Origin of the sequence: Rhizobium sp. 768_B6_N1_8 (genome assembly GCF_051811225.1) — a bacterium.
Classification (GTDB): domain Bacteria; phylum Pseudomonadota; class Alphaproteobacteria; order Rhizobiales; family Rhizobiaceae; genus Rhizobium.
In genome coordinates this window covers 440,481-456,934 of record NZ_JBPWPV010000001.1, presented here as the reverse complement: position 1 = coordinate 456,934, position 16,454 = coordinate 440,481, and the positions used below count along the sequence as shown (strand labels likewise).

Annotated in this window: 17 protein-coding genes; 6 read left to right on the top strand and 11 right to left on the bottom strand. The window is 60.2% G+C overall.

The genetic code is table 11. The features are described 5' to 3' along the window. The first annotated feature begins 159 nt into the window (after positions 1 to 159). Positions 160 to 852, top strand: a complete 693-nt coding sequence (locus AB8B33_RS02245; protein ID WP_113321860.1) for a ribonuclease HII — start codon at positions 160 to 162, stop codon at positions 850 to 852. 236 nt (positions 853 to 1,088) lie between these two features. Here the strand turns inward: AB8B33_RS02245 and AB8B33_RS02240 are convergent, their stop codons facing one another. The 11 genes from AB8B33_RS02240 to AB8B33_RS02190 all read right to left on the bottom strand — a co-directional run bounded on the left by AB8B33_RS02240 (position 1,089) and on the right by AB8B33_RS02190 (position 12,232). After that, positions 1,089 to 1,580, bottom strand: a complete 492-nt coding sequence (locus tag AB8B33_RS02240; RefSeq protein ID WP_113321861.1) for a F0F1 ATP synthase subunit B — start codon at positions 1,578 to 1,580, stop codon at positions 1,089 to 1,091. A gap of 3 nt (positions 1,581 to 1,583) precedes the next feature. Next, positions 1,584 to 2,204: a F0F1 ATP synthase subunit B gene (locus tag AB8B33_RS02235; protein WP_310378538.1), complete on the bottom strand. Its 621-nt coding sequence runs from the start codon at positions 2,202 to 2,204 to the stop codon at positions 1,584 to 1,586. A gap of 78 nt (positions 2,205 to 2,282) precedes the next feature. After that, complete coding sequence (locus AB8B33_RS02230) at positions 2,283 to 2,510, bottom strand: F0F1 ATP synthase subunit C (protein ID WP_003588243.1); 228 nt, start codon at positions 2,508 to 2,510, stop codon at positions 2,283 to 2,285. Between the two features lie 67 nt (positions 2,511 to 2,577). Beyond that, complete coding sequence (locus AB8B33_RS02225) at positions 2,578 to 3,330, bottom strand: F0F1 ATP synthase subunit A (protein WP_037105789.1); 753 nt, start codon at positions 3,328 to 3,330, stop codon at positions 2,578 to 2,580. Positions 3,331 to 3,389: 59 nt separating this feature from the next. Further along, positions 3,390 to 3,728, bottom strand: coding sequence for an AtpZ/AtpI family protein (locus AB8B33_RS02220; RefSeq protein ID WP_113321863.1), 339 nt, complete (start codon positions 3,726 to 3,728; stop codon positions 3,390 to 3,392). 283 nt (positions 3,729 to 4,011) lie between these two features. Next, positions 4,012 to 5,190, bottom strand: a complete 1,179-nt coding sequence (locus AB8B33_RS02215) for a cell wall hydrolase (protein WP_439014201.1) — start codon at positions 5,188 to 5,190, stop codon at positions 4,012 to 4,014. A 216-nt stretch (positions 5,191 to 5,406) separates the two neighbouring features. Next, positions 5,407 to 7,305: a potassium transporter Kup gene (locus AB8B33_RS02210; protein ID WP_113321865.1), complete on the bottom strand. Its 1,899-nt coding sequence runs from the start codon at positions 7,303 to 7,305 to the stop codon at positions 5,407 to 5,409. An 18-nt stretch (positions 7,306 to 7,323) separates the two neighbouring features. After that, the gene (locus AB8B33_RS02205) at positions 7,324 to 8,301 is read right to left on the bottom strand and encodes a magnesium transporter CorA family protein (RefSeq protein ID WP_113321888.1); all 978 of its coding nucleotides are present in this window, start codon (positions 8,299 to 8,301) and stop codon (positions 7,324 to 7,326) included. Positions 8,302 to 8,706: 405 nt separating this feature from the next. After that, entirely contained in the window at positions 8,707 to 9,855 is a 1,149-nt protein-coding gene (locus AB8B33_RS02200; RefSeq protein WP_439014200.1) for an Mrp/NBP35 family ATP-binding protein, read from the bottom strand. Positions 9,856 to 10,406: 551 nt separating this feature from the next. Next, on the bottom strand, positions 10,407 to 11,138 hold the full coding sequence (locus tag AB8B33_RS02195) for a LuxR family transcriptional regulator (protein WP_439014199.1): 732 nt from the start codon (positions 11,136 to 11,138) through the stop codon (positions 10,407 to 10,409). Positions 11,139 to 11,398: 260 nt separating this feature from the next. Beyond that, complete coding sequence (locus AB8B33_RS02190; RefSeq protein ID WP_439014198.1) at positions 11,399 to 12,232, bottom strand: IclR family transcriptional regulator; 834 nt, start codon at positions 12,230 to 12,232, stop codon at positions 11,399 to 11,401. A 113-nt stretch (positions 12,233 to 12,345) separates the two neighbouring features. On the opposite strand from AB8B33_RS02190, the gene AB8B33_RS02185 reads away from it, so the two are divergent. The 5 genes from AB8B33_RS02185 to AB8B33_RS02165 all read left to right on the top strand — a co-directional run bounded on the left by AB8B33_RS02185 (position 12,346) and on the right by AB8B33_RS02165 (position 16,448). Next, a complete protein-coding gene (locus AB8B33_RS02185; RefSeq protein WP_439017175.1) occupies positions 12,346 to 13,107 on the top strand; it encodes an SDR family NAD(P)-dependent oxidoreductase in 762 nt (253 codons plus the stop codon). Beyond that, entirely contained in the window at positions 13,107 to 14,024 is a 918-nt protein-coding gene (locus AB8B33_RS02180; RefSeq protein ID WP_439014197.1) for a 2-dehydro-3-deoxygalactonokinase, read from the top strand. Before AB8B33_RS02185 ends, AB8B33_RS02180 begins: the two co-directional genes overlap by 1 nt. A 32-nt stretch (positions 14,025 to 14,056) precedes the next feature. Then, positions 14,057 to 14,689 (top strand): 2-dehydro-3-deoxy-6-phosphogalactonate aldolase, encoded by a 633-nt coding sequence (locus tag AB8B33_RS02175; protein WP_439014196.1) that lies wholly within the window; start codon positions 14,057 to 14,059, stop codon positions 14,687 to 14,689. Positions 14,690 to 14,693: 4 nt separating this feature from the next. After that, positions 14,694 to 15,581 carry an SMP-30/gluconolactonase/LRE family protein gene (locus tag AB8B33_RS02170; RefSeq protein WP_439014195.1) on the top strand — a complete coding sequence of 296 codons (888 nt, stop codon included), beginning with the start codon at positions 14,694 to 14,696 and terminating at the stop codon, positions 15,579 to 15,581. A gap of 237 nt (positions 15,582 to 15,818) precedes the next feature. Then, positions 15,819 to 16,448: a PRC-barrel domain-containing protein gene (locus AB8B33_RS02165; RefSeq protein ID WP_007814252.1), complete on the top strand. Its 630-nt coding sequence runs from the start codon at positions 15,819 to 15,821 to the stop codon at positions 16,446 to 16,448. Positions 16,449 to 16,454: the final 6 nt, after the last annotated feature.

The window sequence follows — 16,454 nt, the reverse complement described above, 5'->3', positions numbered from 1 at the left end:
GCTTGCGTGAGGCGTGAAGAAGACCTGCCCTGCGTCTTCTGTCTTGCGCAATTCCTGCGGATGGCCCTGACCGCACCATCCGCCGGACCGCCCCCCGGCCGTCGCCGCCCTGATCCGGGGGCTTGCAGGAAATCGGGTTGGCGTGCGAGTTTCAACCGCATGAAACGTCGCACGTCACCCGATTCTCCTCTGCTCTTTGAAGAGGCCCCCCTCATGCCGGATTTCCGGCTGGAGCTGAAAGCCCGCAAGGCTGGCCACTGGCCTGTCGCGGGCGCCGACGAGGCTGGGCGCGGGCCGCTTGCAGGCCCCGTCGTGGCTGCAGCCGTGATCCTCGATCCCAAGCGTATTCCAGAGGGCCTTAACGATTCCAAGCAGCTTTCGGCGCAGAAACGCGAGGAACTGTTCGTCCAAATTCTTGCGACCGCAACAGTCTCCATCGCCTCATCCAGTTCCACACGCATCGATGAAACCGATATCCGCAAAGCAAGCCTTGACGCCATGCGCCGCGCGATCTGCGGCCTTGCCGTACCAGCAAGCTATGTGCTGACGGACGGACTGGACGTGCCTGTTGGCCTCGACTGCCCCGGGCAGGCCGTGGTGAAGGGTGACGCGCGATCCGTTTCTATCGCCGCCGCCTCCATAGTGGCGAAGGTGACGCGCGACCGAATGATGGCGCGCGCGCATCTGGTGTTTCCCGAATATGGTTTTGCCGCTCATGTCGGATATGGTACAGCACAGCATCGCTCCGGCATCGAGAAGCACGGGCCGTGCTCGCTGCACCGGATGAGCTTCCGGCCACTCCGCAAGGACGGCGTCGTGGAAGAGCTGAATGGGGAGATGCTGGAGGAGTAAGCTCCAGCGCGGGATCCGCTCCGTTTCCCTGCAAGCCCTGGGGATGGGGAAGTGTCAGAGACACTCGATTGCTGTACCGGCATCGAGGGTTTCTGCAGGAGCTTCCGAAAAGGGTGATCCGTTGTTTTCGGCGCAGCCCATCACAGTTTCAGACATCACACTAAGCACAACAGCATCCGCCGAAAACGGAAAAGCCCCGCTGAGGCAGGGCTTTTCTAATCCTAAAGAGCAGCAGCTCAGTTCAGGCGGGTCTTCACTTCGCCGACGGCCTGGCCGAAAAGTTCGGACTGGACCTTGGCATCCGCCTGCTTGCCGATGACGGCTTCGGCGGCTGCGATGGCGAGATCGACGGCAGCAGAGCGAACAGCCTTTATCGCGTCGGCTTCGGCCTGCTTAATCTTCTGCTCGGAAAGAGCCGTGCGGTTAGAGACGAATTCTTCCGTCTTCTTCTTCGCCTCGGCGGTCAGCATTTCAGCTTCGCGCTCGGCAGCGGCCACGATGTGCGCTGCTTCAGCTTCAGCTTCCTTGCGCTTGCGCTGATATTCCGCGAGCAGGTGCTGGGCTTCCTCGCGCAGGCGCTTGGCTTCCGCCAGCTCGTTGCGGATCTGGTCGGCGCGGTCGTCAAGCGACTTCGCCATCATGCCCGGAACCTTCAGGTAGACGATCAGCGCCAAGAAGAGAACGAGGCCAACGAAGGCGAAGAAAGTTGCATCAAAAGCAAATTCCATCGATCAAGCCTCCTTTTTGGCGGCTGCAACGGCAGCGGCGACATCAGACTGGGCAGTGGAGCCGCCGATGAGCTGTTCGACAACAGCTGCTGCGGTTTCCTCGGCGATGGCACCCACATCGGCAAAAGCCTTTGCCTTCACATCGGCGATACGGGCCTCGGCAGCCTTCAGCTTTTCGTTGAGGCTAGCCTCGACTGCGCGACGATCACCCTCGGCCTTTACCTTGGCAGCATCGCGAGCGGCAGTGCCGATCGAGTTTGCCTTGGCACGGGCAGCGGCGAGTTCGCCTTCGTAAGTTGTGACGGCGGCATCGGCCTCAGCCTTCAGGCGGCCAGCTTCTTCGACATCCTGCGAGATGCGGTTGTGACGCTGCTCGAGGATCGCGCCGATGCGCGGTGCGATGACCTTTTGCATGAGCAGGTAGAAAATGACGAACGTAATCACCAGCCAGAGAAGCTGGGATGCGTAGGTCGACGAATCGAAAGGCGGGAAAGGCCCACGCGCGTGGCCGCCTTCGGCAACGCCGGTCTCGGTATGGACCTCGCCGGCAGCCGGAGCGGCATGCGCATCCGTCGCGGTTCCCGCCGGTGCCTCTTCAGCGTAGGCCGGGGTCACAAAGTACATGCTCACCTCCAGGTGTACTGCAAATGCAAAGGATCACGGCTCGCTGTTCGCAGGCCGTGATCCATCAATCCACCGATATTAAACGGCGAAGAGGAGGAGAAGAGCGACGAGCAGCGAGAAGATGCCCAGAGCTTCCGTAACGGCGAAGCCGAATACCAGACGGCCGAACTGGCTGTCAGCAGCAGACGGATTGCGCAGAGCGCCGGAGAGGTAGCTGCCGAAGATATTGCCGAGGCCGAGAGCCGTACCGGCCATACCAAAGCAAGCCAGACCTGCACCGATGAACTTTGCTGCTTCCGCTTCCATGTTGAACTCCTTTGAAATGGTTGTTGCGGCGAATGACTGACGCCCTTTGACGTCGATGTCGTTATCCTTAGTGCCCGCCCGGATGGATCGCGTCATTGAGGTACATGCAAGTCAGCACCGCAAAGACGTAAGCCTGGAGGAAGGCAACGAGGAACTCGAGACCGGTCAGGGCGACGGTCATGATGAGAGGAAGAACGGCTCCGCCGACACCGACAGCACCGAGGGCTCCAAGCGAGGCGACGAAGCCTGCGAACACCTTCAGCGTGATGTGACCAGCGAGCATGTTTGCGAAAAGACGAACCGACAATGAAATCGGACGAGACAGGAAGGAAATGATCTCGATCGAGACAACCAGCGGCAACAGAATGCCCGGCACGCCCGAGGGCACGAAGACATTAAAGAAGTGGAAGCCGTGCTTATAGAAGCCGTAGACCAGAACCGTGCCGATGACGAGGATCGCCAGCGCGAAGGTGACGATGATCTGGCTGGTAATCGTGAAGAAATACGGGAACATGCCGAGCAGGTTTGCCGTCAGCACGAACATGAAGAGCGAGAAGACCAGCGGGAAGAACTGCATTCCCTTGGTGCCCGCACCTTCCTTCAGCATGCCGGCAATGAACTCGTAGGACATTTCGGCGAGTGACTGCGAACGGCCCGGAACAATGGCGCGATTCGTGGTCGAGAAATAAAGGAAGCCAGCAGCGACGGCAGCCGAAGCCACCATGAAGAGAGATGCGTTGGTGAACGAGAAATCAATCCCGCCGATCTCGATCGGCACAATCTTGAAGATCTGGAACTGATGGGTCGGATCGTTTGACACCGGTTGCTCTCTCTCTTTGGCCCGCCCAAAAGGCGGAAATTGCACTGGGCCAGACGGCCCTATTTATCAGCGTTTTGGCGATCCAGGGGTTGGGCGACCTTCCCCGCAGCGCGCAAAACATTCAAAACGCCGGCACAGAATCCAAGAAGCAGAAGAACAATCAACCCCCAAGGCGTCGTGCCAACAAAATGGTCGAAGAGCCAGCCGAGTACAGCACCGACGACGATGGCGGAAATGAATTCGCTCGAGAGCTTCATCGCCTGGGCATAACCTTTACGGCTCTGCTCGGCACTGGCCTCTCGCGCCTCTTCCTTCCTGTCATCGACATGTCTGGAGGCTAGTTCCGCTTCCAGCTGCCGACGGCGCTGCTCAAGACTTTCTTCGCGGTCATCCGCCATCGTGCTCTCCTCCGCTCCCGTCGCCCGCAATCCCGCTACCCCGGTTTTCCGAACCACGGACGCAAAGGTTAAAGAACCCTCCGGCCCGTTCTGAAGTCGCGCGCAACATAGTTTTAGGGATTAGCATAGTCAAGGCGTAGAGAGCTTGTGTCCAGCCATAAAATAACCGCAAAAAATCAAAGATTTAAGCGGAATTTAGCCACTCGCACCCGATTTCATCGAAAGAATCCGTCGTCGAACGGCGCCGGGCAGCGAAAAATCGGCAATCGGCCGCCCTTTTGCCTCAGCTCCAGCCACCACCATAAGTGCGGTAGAAGACATGCATGCCGATACGGCCGACCTTTTCCATGGTCCTGGCCCAATTCGGCCGGACGTAGACGGCATGGTAATGCGTGGCCGACCCCACTTGCGGCAGCCAGATCTTGCCGGCGGTCACGGCCATGGCAACATCGCGGGCGACGCGCCAATGATATTGCGAATTCACACGGTCTCTGATGTTGTCGCAGGCGAAGGAAAACTGGCAGCGATTGCGCCAGTCTTCGTTCTGGTAGACGACGCCGCAAATGGTCTTGGGATAGGCTGGATTGCGGACGCGGTTGAGGATGACTTGCGCGACGGCCGCCTGCCCCTTCACGGATTCGCCGCGCGCCTCAAAATAGATACCTGAAGCCAGGCACTGCTGCTCGCCGGCGGAAAAGACACTTGGCGGCAGGATACTGGCCGCCCAAGCATGGTCCTTCGGGCCGATCTGCGGCACGAAACGGCCTTCATCCCTGTCGGTCAGGATCGAATCGAAAGGCGACTGGCGCGAATAATCCGGTGCTGCAGGTGCATAGGCCGTCGCCAGCACATCCGCCTTATTGCTGGTCACGAGGCTTGCCAGCATTGCCGGTACGGCGTTGTTTTGCTGTGGCACCGGCTGCGTCTTGTAGAAGGCCGTGGCGATCTCGATCTCCTTGCCCTTGATCGTCGGCTTCACGAAGGCAGACTTGTCCTTGAGATCGAAGACCGGGCGGAAGAGGAGCCTGGTGCGCTCAAGGATGGAGCCTGCGGAGAAATCCTTCGGCGGCTGCACCCTTTCGACGGCAACGACGCGGCCCTTCTTCGCATTGCGATTGACGCGATCCTCGTCCGGGATGCCGTCATTGCCCTTCTCACCAGAGACGAAAGCAACCTTGCGGCCGTCGGGCAGCACCATGCCCCCACCGGCGGCGATCGAGCCGGTAGCAGCGGGATCGGCAAAGGCGAGTTCTACCTGGTGGATGGAGCCTGCGGGCGAATTGGTCAGAACCATGCGCCAGCTTTCGCGATCATTGTCGAGACCGGCGAGCATGGTGGCAAGATCGGCATGGGAGGCGACGCTCGGGAAGATCAGCCATCCGGCCACGCCGAAGATCGCGGGAGAGACCCAATTCTGGGGCAAGAGACGCAGCTTGCTGCGGAAGCGGCCATTTCGACGCAACGCGGACTCCGGGCATGGGACGCGGGAACAGTCCCAAGAAAATCTCGCATTAACCTTGATAGCTGGTTAACGACCTGTCCCGGAATATGCCCATGAGGATTTCTGCATATTCCAATGCGGCTGACATTTTCGTGAGATGGAGCCTCTCGCCCCGTTCATTCCCGGCCGGTCACAGAAATGGGAGAGGACGAGATGGCGCCCTCTCCTTGCTTCCCGTCAAATGATGACGTGCGAACCCAATTCCACCACGCGGTTGGCCGGCAGGCGGAAGTAGTCGGAGGGGTTGGCGGCCGCATTGGCGAGCGCGATGTAGAGGCGGTCCTGCCAGTAGGGCATGCCGGACTTGGCATCAGGCACCAGCTTGCGGCGGCCGAGATAAAAGGAGGTCGTCATGATGTCGAACTTCAGGCCGGTCTTGCGCAGCGCCGCCAGCGCCTGCGAGACGTTCTGCGATTCCATGAAGCCGAAGAGCAGTTCCACGCGCGAGAAGCGTTCGGAGATCTGCTCAACCTTGTAGCGTTCCTGCGGCGAGACGCGCGGCTTGTTGACCGTGCGGATTGTCAGAATGACGTTGCGATCATGGAGCACGTGATTGTGCTTGAGATTGTGCAACAGTGCGGCGGGTGCCGAATCCGGATCGCTGGTCAGGAAGATCGCGGTACCCGGAACATGGGCCGGCGAATGCTCGCTCTTGCGCTCGATTGAGCTCACGAACGAGGCAAGCGGAATATCCGTATGACGGGTCTTTTCCGTCAGGATCGCCGTGCCGCGACGCCAGGTCCACATGATGACGGTGAAGGCCGTCGCAATCAGGATCGGGATATAGCCGCCGTCATGGATCTTCAGGAGGTTGGCGCCCAAGAAGATCAGTTCGAGAAGGACCAGCGGCAGCAGCGCAATGATGGCAACCGGAAGCGACCAGTTCCAACGGACGCGGACGAATTCGAAGGCCATGATCGAGGTGACGACCATCGCGCCGGTGACCGAGATGCCGTAGGCGGTCGCCAGCGAATCCGAGGTCTTGAAGCCGAGCACGAGGAAGATGACGCCGAAGAACAGCACCGCGTTGACCGAAGGCACAAAGATCTGCCCGGTATTGGTCTCTGACGTGAAGAGAATTTCCATGCGCGGCAGGAAGCCGAGGTTGATTCCCTGGCGTACGAGCGAGAAGGCGCCCGTAATGACGGCCTGGCTGGCGATGATCGTGGCGCAGGTCGCGAGGATAACGACCGGCAACAGCGCCCACTGCGGATACATGAGATAGAAGGGGTCGGACATCGTTGCCGGATTGCCGAGAACGAGCGCGCCCTGCCCCAGATAGTTCAGCGTGAGCGACGGGAAGACCAGCGCGAACCATGCCCACTGGATCGGGCGGCGGCCGAAATGGCCGAGGTCTGCGTAGAGGGCTTCCGCGCCTGTCACCGTCAGGAAGACAGCGCCGAGAACGACGACGCCATAGAAACCCTCGTGCAGCAGGAAGCTGATGGCATAATAGGGGTTGAAGGCGGCGAGGATGCCGTAGTCATCGGAAATATGAGCGATGCCGGCGGCGGCCATGACGAGGAACCAAAGCGCCGTGATGGGGCCGAAGAATCGTGCGACCGCCCCCGTGCCATGCGACTGCACGACGAAGAGCAGTGCCAGAATTGCCACCGATATGGGCACGATATATTCCGACAGCTGCGGCGTGACGAGCTTGATACCTTCGACCGCTGACAGAACCGAGAGCGCCGGGGTGATCATCGCGTCGCCGAGGAAGAGTGCCGCGCCCATCAGGCCGAGCAGCATCAAAAGCGCTGTGTGGCCATTGGCGGTCTTCATCAGGAGGGCAAGCAGCGACAGCGTGCCACCTTCGCCGTCGTTGTCGGCGCGCAGCAGAAAGAGCACGTATTTGATGGTGACGATGATCGTCAGCGCCCAGATCATCAGGGAAATGAGGCTGATGACCTCGAAACGGGTGAGACCATCATGGGCGACCGGCTTCAGCGCTTCGCGGAACGCATAAAGCGGGCTCGTGCCGATATCCCCGTAAACGACACCTACGGAGCCTAGCGCAAGATAAAAGAGCTTGCGCGGCGTAAGGTTGCGTTCTTGAGAATGGCTTTCTTCAGACATGAAGTAATTACAGGCTCCTCAGAGCCAGCCTTTCCAGCGGAAAAAGAAGAAGGGAATGACGGCGGAGATCACCATGAGGCCCAGCGAGTAGGGATAACCCGCGGCCAGGTGCAACTCCGGCATGAACTCGAAATTCATGCCATAGATGGAGGCGACCAGCGTCGGCGGCAAGAACACGACCGAAGCGATCGAAAAAATCTTGATGATGGCATTCTGCTCGATGTTGATGAGGCCGAGCGAGGCGTCGAGCAAAAATGTGATGTTGCCGGCGACGAAGGACGCATGTTCCGAAAGGGACTGGATGTCGCGCGAAATCGTCCGGCAAAGTTCCTTGGTTTCCTGATCGTGCTGCACGACAGGGATCGTATAGAAGAAGGTGAGAAGGCGCGAGAGCGAGCCGAGACTGTCGCGCAGCTTGCTGATCATGCGGTGATGACCGGCAATGTCCTTCAGCTTCTCTTCCAGATAGTTCGACGGCTTGCGCACCTTCTTGGCGCGGTCACCGAACACGTGCACCGACAGGATGTCCAGGCGGGACACCGACATTTCCAGAACTTCGGCGGTGCGATCGACGATGGTTTCCAGGAGCTTGGCAAGAAGGGCGGCGCCGCTGCGCCACTGCTCCGGTATGCGATGCAGGGCGGCGATGAAGAGTGCGAAGGACTTCGGATGAGCGTAGCGGATGGTCACTAGCTTGTCGCCGGCAAGAATGAAGGCGACATCCGTCAGGGTCGGCGCTTCCGTTTCCGCTTTCCATATCAGCGAAGCGGTCATGTATACGGCGTTATTTTCGACATAGAGGCGGGCTGACGGCTCAATCGCCCTGAGATCGTCACGGGTCGGCACTTCGATGCCAAGGATCGTTTCGACATGCAGTTCCTCCTCGCGAGTCGGCTCGACCATGTCGATCCATACCACATCCGCCGGAAACTCCGGAGGATTGGCAAGATCACGGATCTCGACCGACTTGCAGTTGGAACAGTATGCGGTGATCACAGCCCGCATCTCCGGCGCCGGCAGCGCCCAGCCGTCGTAGCCCTTTTCATCGAAAGTCCTTCCATGCCCACGCGAGCGCGGTGACGCCAGGGCGCACTTGCCATCGATCGTAACGGAAGCGGATAAAGAAAGTTCATACAACTCCGGTCATGTCCGGCCTTATCGGCCGGGTTGCTCCACCGCATCGCAGTCACCAATCCTTCGATCGACAAGTCAACTCCGAATATGCAGGGAGGCCGGAACCTTCATCGACAGGCGGCCATCACAGAGCATTTGCAGACGCGCCATCATGACGCCGGCGCGCATATGAAGCAAAGCCGGAAAATAATCAAGACATCTTACGTGAACTGCGCCCTTTCATCTCATTTCCCCCACAATTCGAGGTGAGCGGCCAAGTGATTCGCACTATTCGAAGACGATCGCGGGTGCCTCACGCTGCGGCTTTTCACCGAGCTGTTCCCAGACCTTGGCAGCGATGGCACGGTAGATGCCGGCAACGACGCCATTCGGATCGGAGGCGACAAGCGGCGTTCCGGCATCCGAAGTCTCGCGGATATTCATGGTCAGCGGCACTTCGCCGAGAAAGGGTACACCGATGCGCTCGGCCTCCCTGCGGGCGCCGCCGTGGCCGAAGATGTCGTAGCGCGTACCGGTATCGGGCGCGACGAAATAGCTCATGTTCTCGACGATGCCGAGAACCGGCACTTCGACCTTGCGGAACATGTTGAGGCCTTTGCGGGCATCGATCAGCGCCAGATCCTGCGGCGTGGAGACGATCACGGCGCCGGCGAGCGGCACCTGCTGGGCCATGGTGAGCTGAGCGTCACCGGTGCCGGGCGGCATGTCGACGACGAGAACGTCGAGTTCACCCCAGGCGACTTCCCGCAGCATCTGCAGGAGGGCGGACTGAACCATCGGTCCGCGCCAGATCATCGCGGTTTCCTCATCGACAAGGAAGCCCATGGACATGACCTTGAGGCCGTAATTCTCCATGGGATTGATGATGCGGCCGTCGATCTGGGTCGGGCGGCCGGAAATCTTCAGGAGGCGAGGCATCGAGGGGCCGTAGATATCGGCATCGAGAATGCCGACGCGAAGACCATTCGCCTGCAGGCCGAGTGCCAGATTGACCGCCGTCGTCGACTTGCCGACGCCGCCCTTGCCCGATGCGACGGCGATAATGGCGCCAATGCCGGGAACACCGATCTTGGCGGTGCGCGGCTGCTGCGGGGCATGGGAGTGGCCGTGATGGCTGTGGTCAGCCTGCGGCGCGGGGCGCGCTGCGGGTGCATTTACGGCGGCCTTCTTGTCTGCCGTCAGCGCCACGAGCGCACCTTTCACACCTGGCATTTCCTTGATCACACGCTCGGCAGCAAGCCGCAGCGGCTCCAGTTCCTTGGCGCGTTCCGCCGGCACGGTGATCGAGAAATAGACCTTGCCATCGGAGATGAAGACATCGGAAACCATGCCGAGTTCGACGATGTTGTGCTCCAGATCCGGCCCGCGCACGGTCTTCAACGTTTCCAGAACCTGTTCCTTGGTGACCTCGGTCATTCCGCCCTCACTGCTTTTTCGTCTTCAGTAAATAGTGGAGGCCAGCAGCTTCGCCAAACAAAATCGGGCGGCAGGCACATCTCGCGTTAAAGGAAAGGCAGCGCGTTCTCTCTCCGTTGCGGTCATCAAGTCCGCTGGGCTCTCGCCCTGATGACCGCAACGGACTCCCCGAGAACCGGCGCAATTCGGGGCGAAGTAGAGCAAGCGGAAAAAAAGGCCAGAAAAAAATGAACGATATCGTCCGGTTTCGGAACAGGGCAAAAGGCGGTTGCCCAAACGCAACAACCGCCGCCGATATCGGAACGCCGGGAGAAAAGCGGCAGCGATATCAGACGGCGGCGTGTCGGTCGCGCCGTTCAGCTGGCGCTGTTTTCAAAGTCCCCTCTGGACCTCTGTTGATAATGATGCACGAAGCATGCCAACTGCGGAATCCGATGAAAAGGATGATAATTGTCAGTCCAGGGCCACCAGCAAAGGGAATGGCGCTCAGATATTGAGCACGGCGGCAGCGACTGACGATATTTTAGGCCGGCAATGCCTACTAATCGGGACTACTTGATGAGGCCGATGCGTAGCGCCTTGGCGACGGCCTGCGTGCGGTTGACCGTATCAAGCTTCTTGGTGGCGCGGTTCAGGTAGTGATTGACCGTATGCTCCGAGAGATCGAGGATTTCGGCAATCTCGGCACTGGTCTTGCCGGCGGCAGTCCAGTTGAGGCAATCAATCTCGCGGTCGGTCAGCGTGTCGGTTATGCGCGTATCGAGATTGCGGATCTCGGCCAGCCGGTCGAAGACATGGATCGCGATATAGCTGAGCTCGCGCATCTCTACCGGGGTGAAAGGCTCGCGATCACCGGCGAAGGAGACTGCACCGCGCGCGCCTGACGGTTCATGTGTAGGAAAATAGGCGCAGCGCATCATCTTGAAGCGTTCGAAAAGGGTTGCAACGACACCTGTCTTGCCGTCGTCACGCGGCCAGTTGGAGCGCGACGTGTCGTGGAAGAAAGGCAGCGTCGACGTACGCAGCCGACGCAGGACCGGGCTGTTCACCATCAGTCCCTCCTGATCGTAGATGGACAGCAGTTCAGCGGGCCAGCTGGTGATGATCGTATTGCCCTGAAGATCGAAGGAGGTAATCGGCGGCAGGTTCAAAACCATGAAAGCCCGGCTGCGATAGGCCTCCGTCACCCGCTTCATGAAGCGGAAAATGTCGAACTGCGTCTTTAGACTGGCGACCTCGTGGACATAGGCGTCTTCCACCGAAGTTTGCGGTAAGCTTGCCATCAGATTTTTTCGCCTTCAACCGGGCTTTGGGTAAACCTCTGGCAGCCTGTGTGGAAAAACGGTCAGGTACAGGGTGGGTTACACAACGCCCGTCAGATCAATAGGATTCAGCCTCGGCGTGCAGCGCGTTCGGCCGGTGAATTGTCGATGATTTCGCGGACGACCCCAGTTGGCGTGATTCGCCGTCAAATCTCAATAACGCACTCATCATAAGCATGCTATGTATACGACGTCCAGCAATGACCGCCGCCAAATCGGTTTCAACGCCTCGGCCCGAGGCGGATGCGCATTTCATCCATGATTTTCCGTGCTGTCATCTGAACCGGAACGGCCCATTCCTGAAGAAGTTCCATCGAGAGCCGGTAAGCGGGACCGGTGACAGAGACCCCACCGATGAAGGAGCGGTCGTCCGACCAGATGGGGGCGGCGACACAGCGGATGCCCGCCTCGTGCTCCTCGCGATCGAAAGCATGACCGGTCGCGGCGATTTCTCCGATCTCCGCCAGCAGGCTTTCAGCGCTCACATGCGTCGCCGAGGTAAAGCAGTTGAAATGCAGACCGGGTAGCAGTTCCTCGATTTTGTCGAGTGGCAGCACTGAGAGGGCCGCCTTGCCGACACCGGTGCAATAACAGGGCGAGGCGTTGCCGATCTGTGAATACATACGCACCGGCTGGTGTCCTTCGACCTTGTCGAGATAGATGATGGAGGAGCCGCGCAGCACGCCGAGATGGACGGTCTCTCCCGTCTCCCGATGAAGGGCGGCCAGATGCGGCGCGGCAATCAGGCGGAATTCGTTGCGCGCCCAGCTTCGTGAGGCGAAGTCGAGCAGCCGGAGGCCCGGCGCATAACGGCCCTCGGCGTCAAGTTCAAGGAGCCCTTCCTCCACGAGATGGCCGAGCTGTCGGTGCAGCGTGCCACGCGGCTGATTGGCAAGTGCGAGGATATCGGTGAAACGCAAGGGGGCATCGGCATGGGTGACGAGGTCGAGCAGCACCATCAGCTTGCCGAGCGTGCCAGTATCACGCGGCGTGACGGTGTCGCGCAACGTGCCTTTGTCATCCGCCTGCGCCATGCTGTCGCCGTTAGAACTCATTGCCCTTCCCACCCTTGACAGGAAAGGCAGCCTAGTCGGATAATTCCATATAGTCAAATTAAGTTCCATATAATGGAATAAATAGCATGCCCGGAGGAGAGACGGTGAGCGCTATGTCTGCACAATTCCCCGAATTCAGGGATCGCACGGTGTTGGTGAGCGGCGGAGGTTCCGGCATCGGCGCTGCCCTGGTCGAAGGTTTCGCAAGGCAGGGTGCAAGGGTTTCCTTCCTGGACATCGCCGAGGCAGAAAGCCGGGAATTGGCGGAACGGCTTTCCAGAGAGACTGAGCATCCCGTCAGCTTCTACCACACCGACCTGCGCGATATCGATGCCATCAGGCGCGCGGTGAACGAGGTTGTCGAAAAGTCCGGGCCGATCCGGGTGCTCGTCAACAATGCCGCCTGGGACGACCGGCACGAATTCGACGATGTGACCGAGGACTATTGGGACAATAATCAGGCGGTCAATCTGCGCCATGTCTTTTTCACCTCGCAGGCGGTTGCCCCTTCGATGCGGGCAGCCGGCGGTGGAGCGATCATCAATATGTCGTCGATCGCCTTCAAACTGAACATGGGTGTCTTTCCCGCCTATGCCGCCGCCAAGGCGGCAGTCGTCGGCCTGACGAAGAGCATGGCCGGAAGGCTTGGCCCTGAGAATATCCGCGTCAACTGCATCCTGCCGGGCATGGTTGTGACCGAGCGGCAGATGAAGCTATGGCTGACGGAGGAAAGCATTGCCCGCTCCGTGCAGGGGCAATGCCTGAAGATCGTATTGAAGCCTGACGCGATTGTCGGTCCGGCTCTGTTTCTTGCATCCGACTGCGCAGCCGGCATGACCGCGCAGTCCCTTATCGTCGATGGAGGCGTTCTCTGATGGCAAATCCCGCTTATGTCGCGGTGGACTGGGGCACCAGCAGCTTCCGGCTCTGGCTTATCGGTGCTGACGGCAGCATTCTTGCCGAGCGCCGCAGCGGCGAAGGCATGACGACGGCCGCCAAGACCGGTTTTTCCCAGGTACTCGAAGGACATCTTGCAGCAGTTGAAGCGCCGGCCAACCTGCCGGTTATCGTCTGCGGCATGGCAGGCGCCCGGCAAGGCTGGGTGGAGGCGGGTTATATCGACGTGCCGACTTCGCTTTCCTCGATTCTGTCAGGTGCGGTCTCCGTGCCCGGCGAACGCCGTGACGTCCGTATTCTGCCCGGCCTTGCCCAGCGCGATGCGGCGACGCCGGATGTCATGCGCGGCGAGGAAACGCAGCTTCTCGGTGCGCTCGGGCCTGACAGCCAGGGCACGCAGGCCGTCTGCATGCCGGGTACGCATTCCAAATGGGTGCATGTCAGGGACGGAAAGGTCACCGGTTTCTCCACTTTCATGACCGGTGAGCTTTTCGACGCCATCACCAAACATACGATCCTCATGCATGCCGTTGCCGGCGCCGAAGACCAGCCGGCCGAGGCCGCAGCCTTCGAAGCGGCGGTTGCAGCCGCCTTCCAGCGACCGGCGCTCGCGTCGAACCTGATTTTCACCGCCCGCTCCGGCCAGCTTCTGCACGGTATTTCGGCTGCCGCGGCTCAAGCCAAGCTCTCGGGTACGCTGATCGGCCTCGAAATCGCTGGCGCGCTGCAGAATGCCGGAAAGGATACGGCCATTACCCTTGTCGCTTCCGGACGCCTGCAGGCGCTTTACGAGCAGGCCTTCCGTACGCTCTCCCTTTCCTTCACCGCCATCGATGCCGATGCCGCCGTTCGCGGCGGGCTTTCGGCCGCTGCCCAAGCCATTTGGCCAAACTGAGCCATCTGGCCGAACTGAGAAAGATACCTCCCATGAACCGTATCCCCTTCCCCGACATGAAGCGTCCGCTCATTGCCATTCTGCGCGGCATCAAGCCCGAGGAGACCCAAGCCGTGGTCGGCGCGCTGATCGAGAACGGTCTAACGGCAATCGAAATCCCGCTGAATTCGCCCGAGCCCTTCAAGTCTATCGAGATCGCCGCCAAGATGGCACCTGACAATGTGCTGATAGGCGCCGGCACCGTGCTGACCACCGGGGCCGTCGACAGCCTGCATGCGGCCGGCGGCAAGCTGCTGGTGACACCGAATGTCGAGCCCGACGTCATCATTCGCGCCCGCGACTATGGCATGGTGACCATGCCCGGCGTCTTCACGCCCACAGAAGCGCTGCAGGCAGCTCGCGCGGGTGCGACCGGCCTCAAGTTCTTCCCCGCCAGCGTTTTGGGACCGTCAGGCATCACCGCGATCCGCGCCATCCTGCCGCCGGAACTGGTAATTGCGGCGGTCGGCGGTGTGTCGGACAAGAACTTCTCCGACTACACCAAGGCCGGCATTCTGGCCTTCGGTCTCGGCACCAGCATTTACAAGCCTGGAATGACTGATGCAGAGGTTGCCGAGCGCGCCAAGGCGACCATCTTAGCCTATGACGCAGCCATAGGAGCATAGGCATATGACTGATATTTATGAATTCGAGGGCAAAACACTTTGTAATACCAATTCGGTTCTCGGTGAAGGCCCCACCTACGATCCCGGCACTAACACGGTCTGGTGGTTCAATATTCTTGGAAAGGAACTGCACGAACTCGATCTTTCGACCGATGAAAAGAAGGTACATTCGCTGCCGATGATGGCAAGCGTGCTCGCCCGCATCGATGCCGGCCGCCAGTTGCTGGCGACCGAAGAGGGGCTGTTCGTGCGCGACGTCGCCAGCGGCAACCTGACCTTTTATGCGGCGCTCGAAACTGACAGACCGGAAAACCGCTCCAATGACGGGCGCACGCATCCGTCCGGTGCGCTCTGGATTGGCACGATGAGCAAGCGCGCCGAGAACCAGGCCGGAGCGATCTATCACGTGGCCGCCGGCAAGGTGACGAAGCTCTTCAGCGGCATCAGCATCCCGAACTCCATCTGCTTTTCGCCCGACGGCACGATCGGCTATTTCACCGACACGCGCCTCAGCCGCCTGATGCGTGTGATGGTCGATCCGCAGACCGGCCTTCCCTCCGGCGAGCCGATCGTCATGGTCGACAGCATGGATGAGCCGGGCGGCCTGGACGGATCGGTCTGCGATGCCGACGGCTATATCTGGAACGCCCGCTGGGGTGCTGGCGTCGTCGATCGCTACAGCCCGGATGGCTTGCGGATCGCCCGCTACAAGGTGCCGGCCGCACAGCCCTCATGCCCGGCCTTCATCGGCGCCAATGCCGATCGGCTGGCGGTGACCACCGCCTGGGAAGGGCTGGATGAGGATGCCCGCTCCACGCAGCCGAGCGCCGGCGCCCTGCTCGAACTCGGCGTTGCCGTGAAGGGCGTTTTCGATCCTGCCTATGTGATCTGAAGCACGAACTGCGGGCAGAGCCGGCAGTCTCGAGGGCGCTCCGATCCGGGGCGCCTTTTTGCTTTTGTGGGCCTATCTCCCGGTAAAGGTTCCGTAAAAACCGTAAAATTTTCCGTGTCTTCGTCCGGAACCAATAAGCAAATCGGTCATTTCACTCTTGAACCGGCGCGGCAGGAATGCCTGAAAAACGGGCGCTGCCACGCCAGGGATCACTCAAGGAACGAAGGTAGGTTCGAAATGACACGCAAACTTCTGACGACCGTTGCCGCTGGCGCACTGTTTGCCACGGCTTTCGCACCGGCGGCATTCTCGCAGACGGCTCCGCAGCCGGCGAACCCTGCTGCCCCGACCCAGTCTGCGCCCGCCGACCCGGCCGCCCCGGCCCCGGCAGAGCCGGTCAAGCCGATGGCGCCCGCAGGTGATGCCGCACAGGCTCCGGCCCCGGCACCGAGCACTGATACGGCTCAGGCAGGTGGCGACAGCTATCTGACGCAGCAGGCCGCGGACCAGATCAGCGCCAACACGTATATCGGCCAATCGGTCTATAACGGCAACAATGAGAGCATCGGCAGCGTCAATGACCTGATCATGAAGAAGGACGGCGGCCTTGTTGCAGCCGTGATCGGTGTCGGCGGCTTCCTGGGCATTGGCGAAAAAAATGTCGCCGTTCCGATGGAGAAGGTAACCGTTGCGCAGAATACGCAGGACGGCTCCGTCAAGCTGACGACCACAGAAACCGCCGAATCCCTGAAGGCAGCTCCGGAATTCAAGACGCTGGCCATGCAGTCAGCTGAAAAGGCTCCGGCAGCAACCGGCACTGCCCTGCCGACGGACAATACGTCGACAGGTTCGACGACCAACAAGTAATCCGTA

Bases quoted from the DNA above. Each gene is read 5' to 3' on its own strand.
- AB8B33_RS02190 (WP_439014198.1), bottom strand. From the start codon at position 12,232: ATGAGTTCTAACGGCGACAGCATGGCGCAGGCGGATGACAAAGGCACG.
- AB8B33_RS02195 (WP_439014199.1), bottom strand. From the start codon at position 11,138: ATGGCAAGCTTACCGCAAACTTCGGTGGAAGACGCCTATGTCCACGAG.
- AB8B33_RS02230 (WP_003588243.1), bottom strand. From the start codon at position 2,510: ATGGAAGCGGAAGCAGCAAAGTTCATCGGTGCAGGTCTGGCTTGCTTT.
- AB8B33_RS02185 (WP_439017175.1), top strand. From the start codon at position 12,346: ATGTCTGCACAATTCCCCGAATTCAGGGATCGCACGGTGTTGGTGAGC.
- AB8B33_RS02240 (WP_113321861.1), bottom strand. From the start codon at position 1,580: ATGGAATTTGCTTTTGATGCAACTTTCTTCGCCTTCGTTGGCCTCGTT.
- AB8B33_RS02180 (WP_439014197.1), top strand. From the start codon at position 13,107: ATGGCAAATCCCGCTTATGTCGCGGTGGACTGGGGCACCAGCAGCTTC.
- AB8B33_RS02220 (WP_113321863.1), bottom strand. From the start codon at position 3,728: ATGGCGGATGACCGCGAAGAAAGTCTTGAGCAGCGCCGTCGGCAGCTG.
- AB8B33_RS02170 (WP_439014195.1), top strand. From the start codon at position 14,694: ATGACTGATATTTATGAATTCGAGGGCAAAACACTTTGTAATACCAAT.
- AB8B33_RS02175 (WP_439014196.1), top strand. From the start codon at position 14,057: ATGAACCGTATCCCCTTCCCCGACATGAAGCGTCCGCTCATTGCCATT.
- AB8B33_RS02245 (WP_113321860.1), top strand. From the start codon at position 160: ATGAAACGTCGCACGTCACCCGATTCTCCTCTGCTCTTTGAAGAGGCC.
- AB8B33_RS02235 (WP_310378538.1), bottom strand. From the start codon at position 2,204: ATGTACTTTGTGACCCCGGCCTACGCTGAAGAGGCACCGGCGGGAACC.
- AB8B33_RS02210 (WP_113321865.1), bottom strand. From the start codon at position 7,305: ATGTCTGAAGAAAGCCATTCTCAAGAACGCAACCTTACGCCGCGCAAG.
- AB8B33_RS02165 (WP_007814252.1), top strand. From the start codon at position 15,819: ATGACACGCAAACTTCTGACGACCGTTGCCGCTGGCGCACTGTTTGCC.
- AB8B33_RS02200 (WP_439014200.1), bottom strand. From the start codon at position 9,855: ATGACCGAGGTCACCAAGGAACAGGTTCTGGAAACGTTGAAGACCGTG.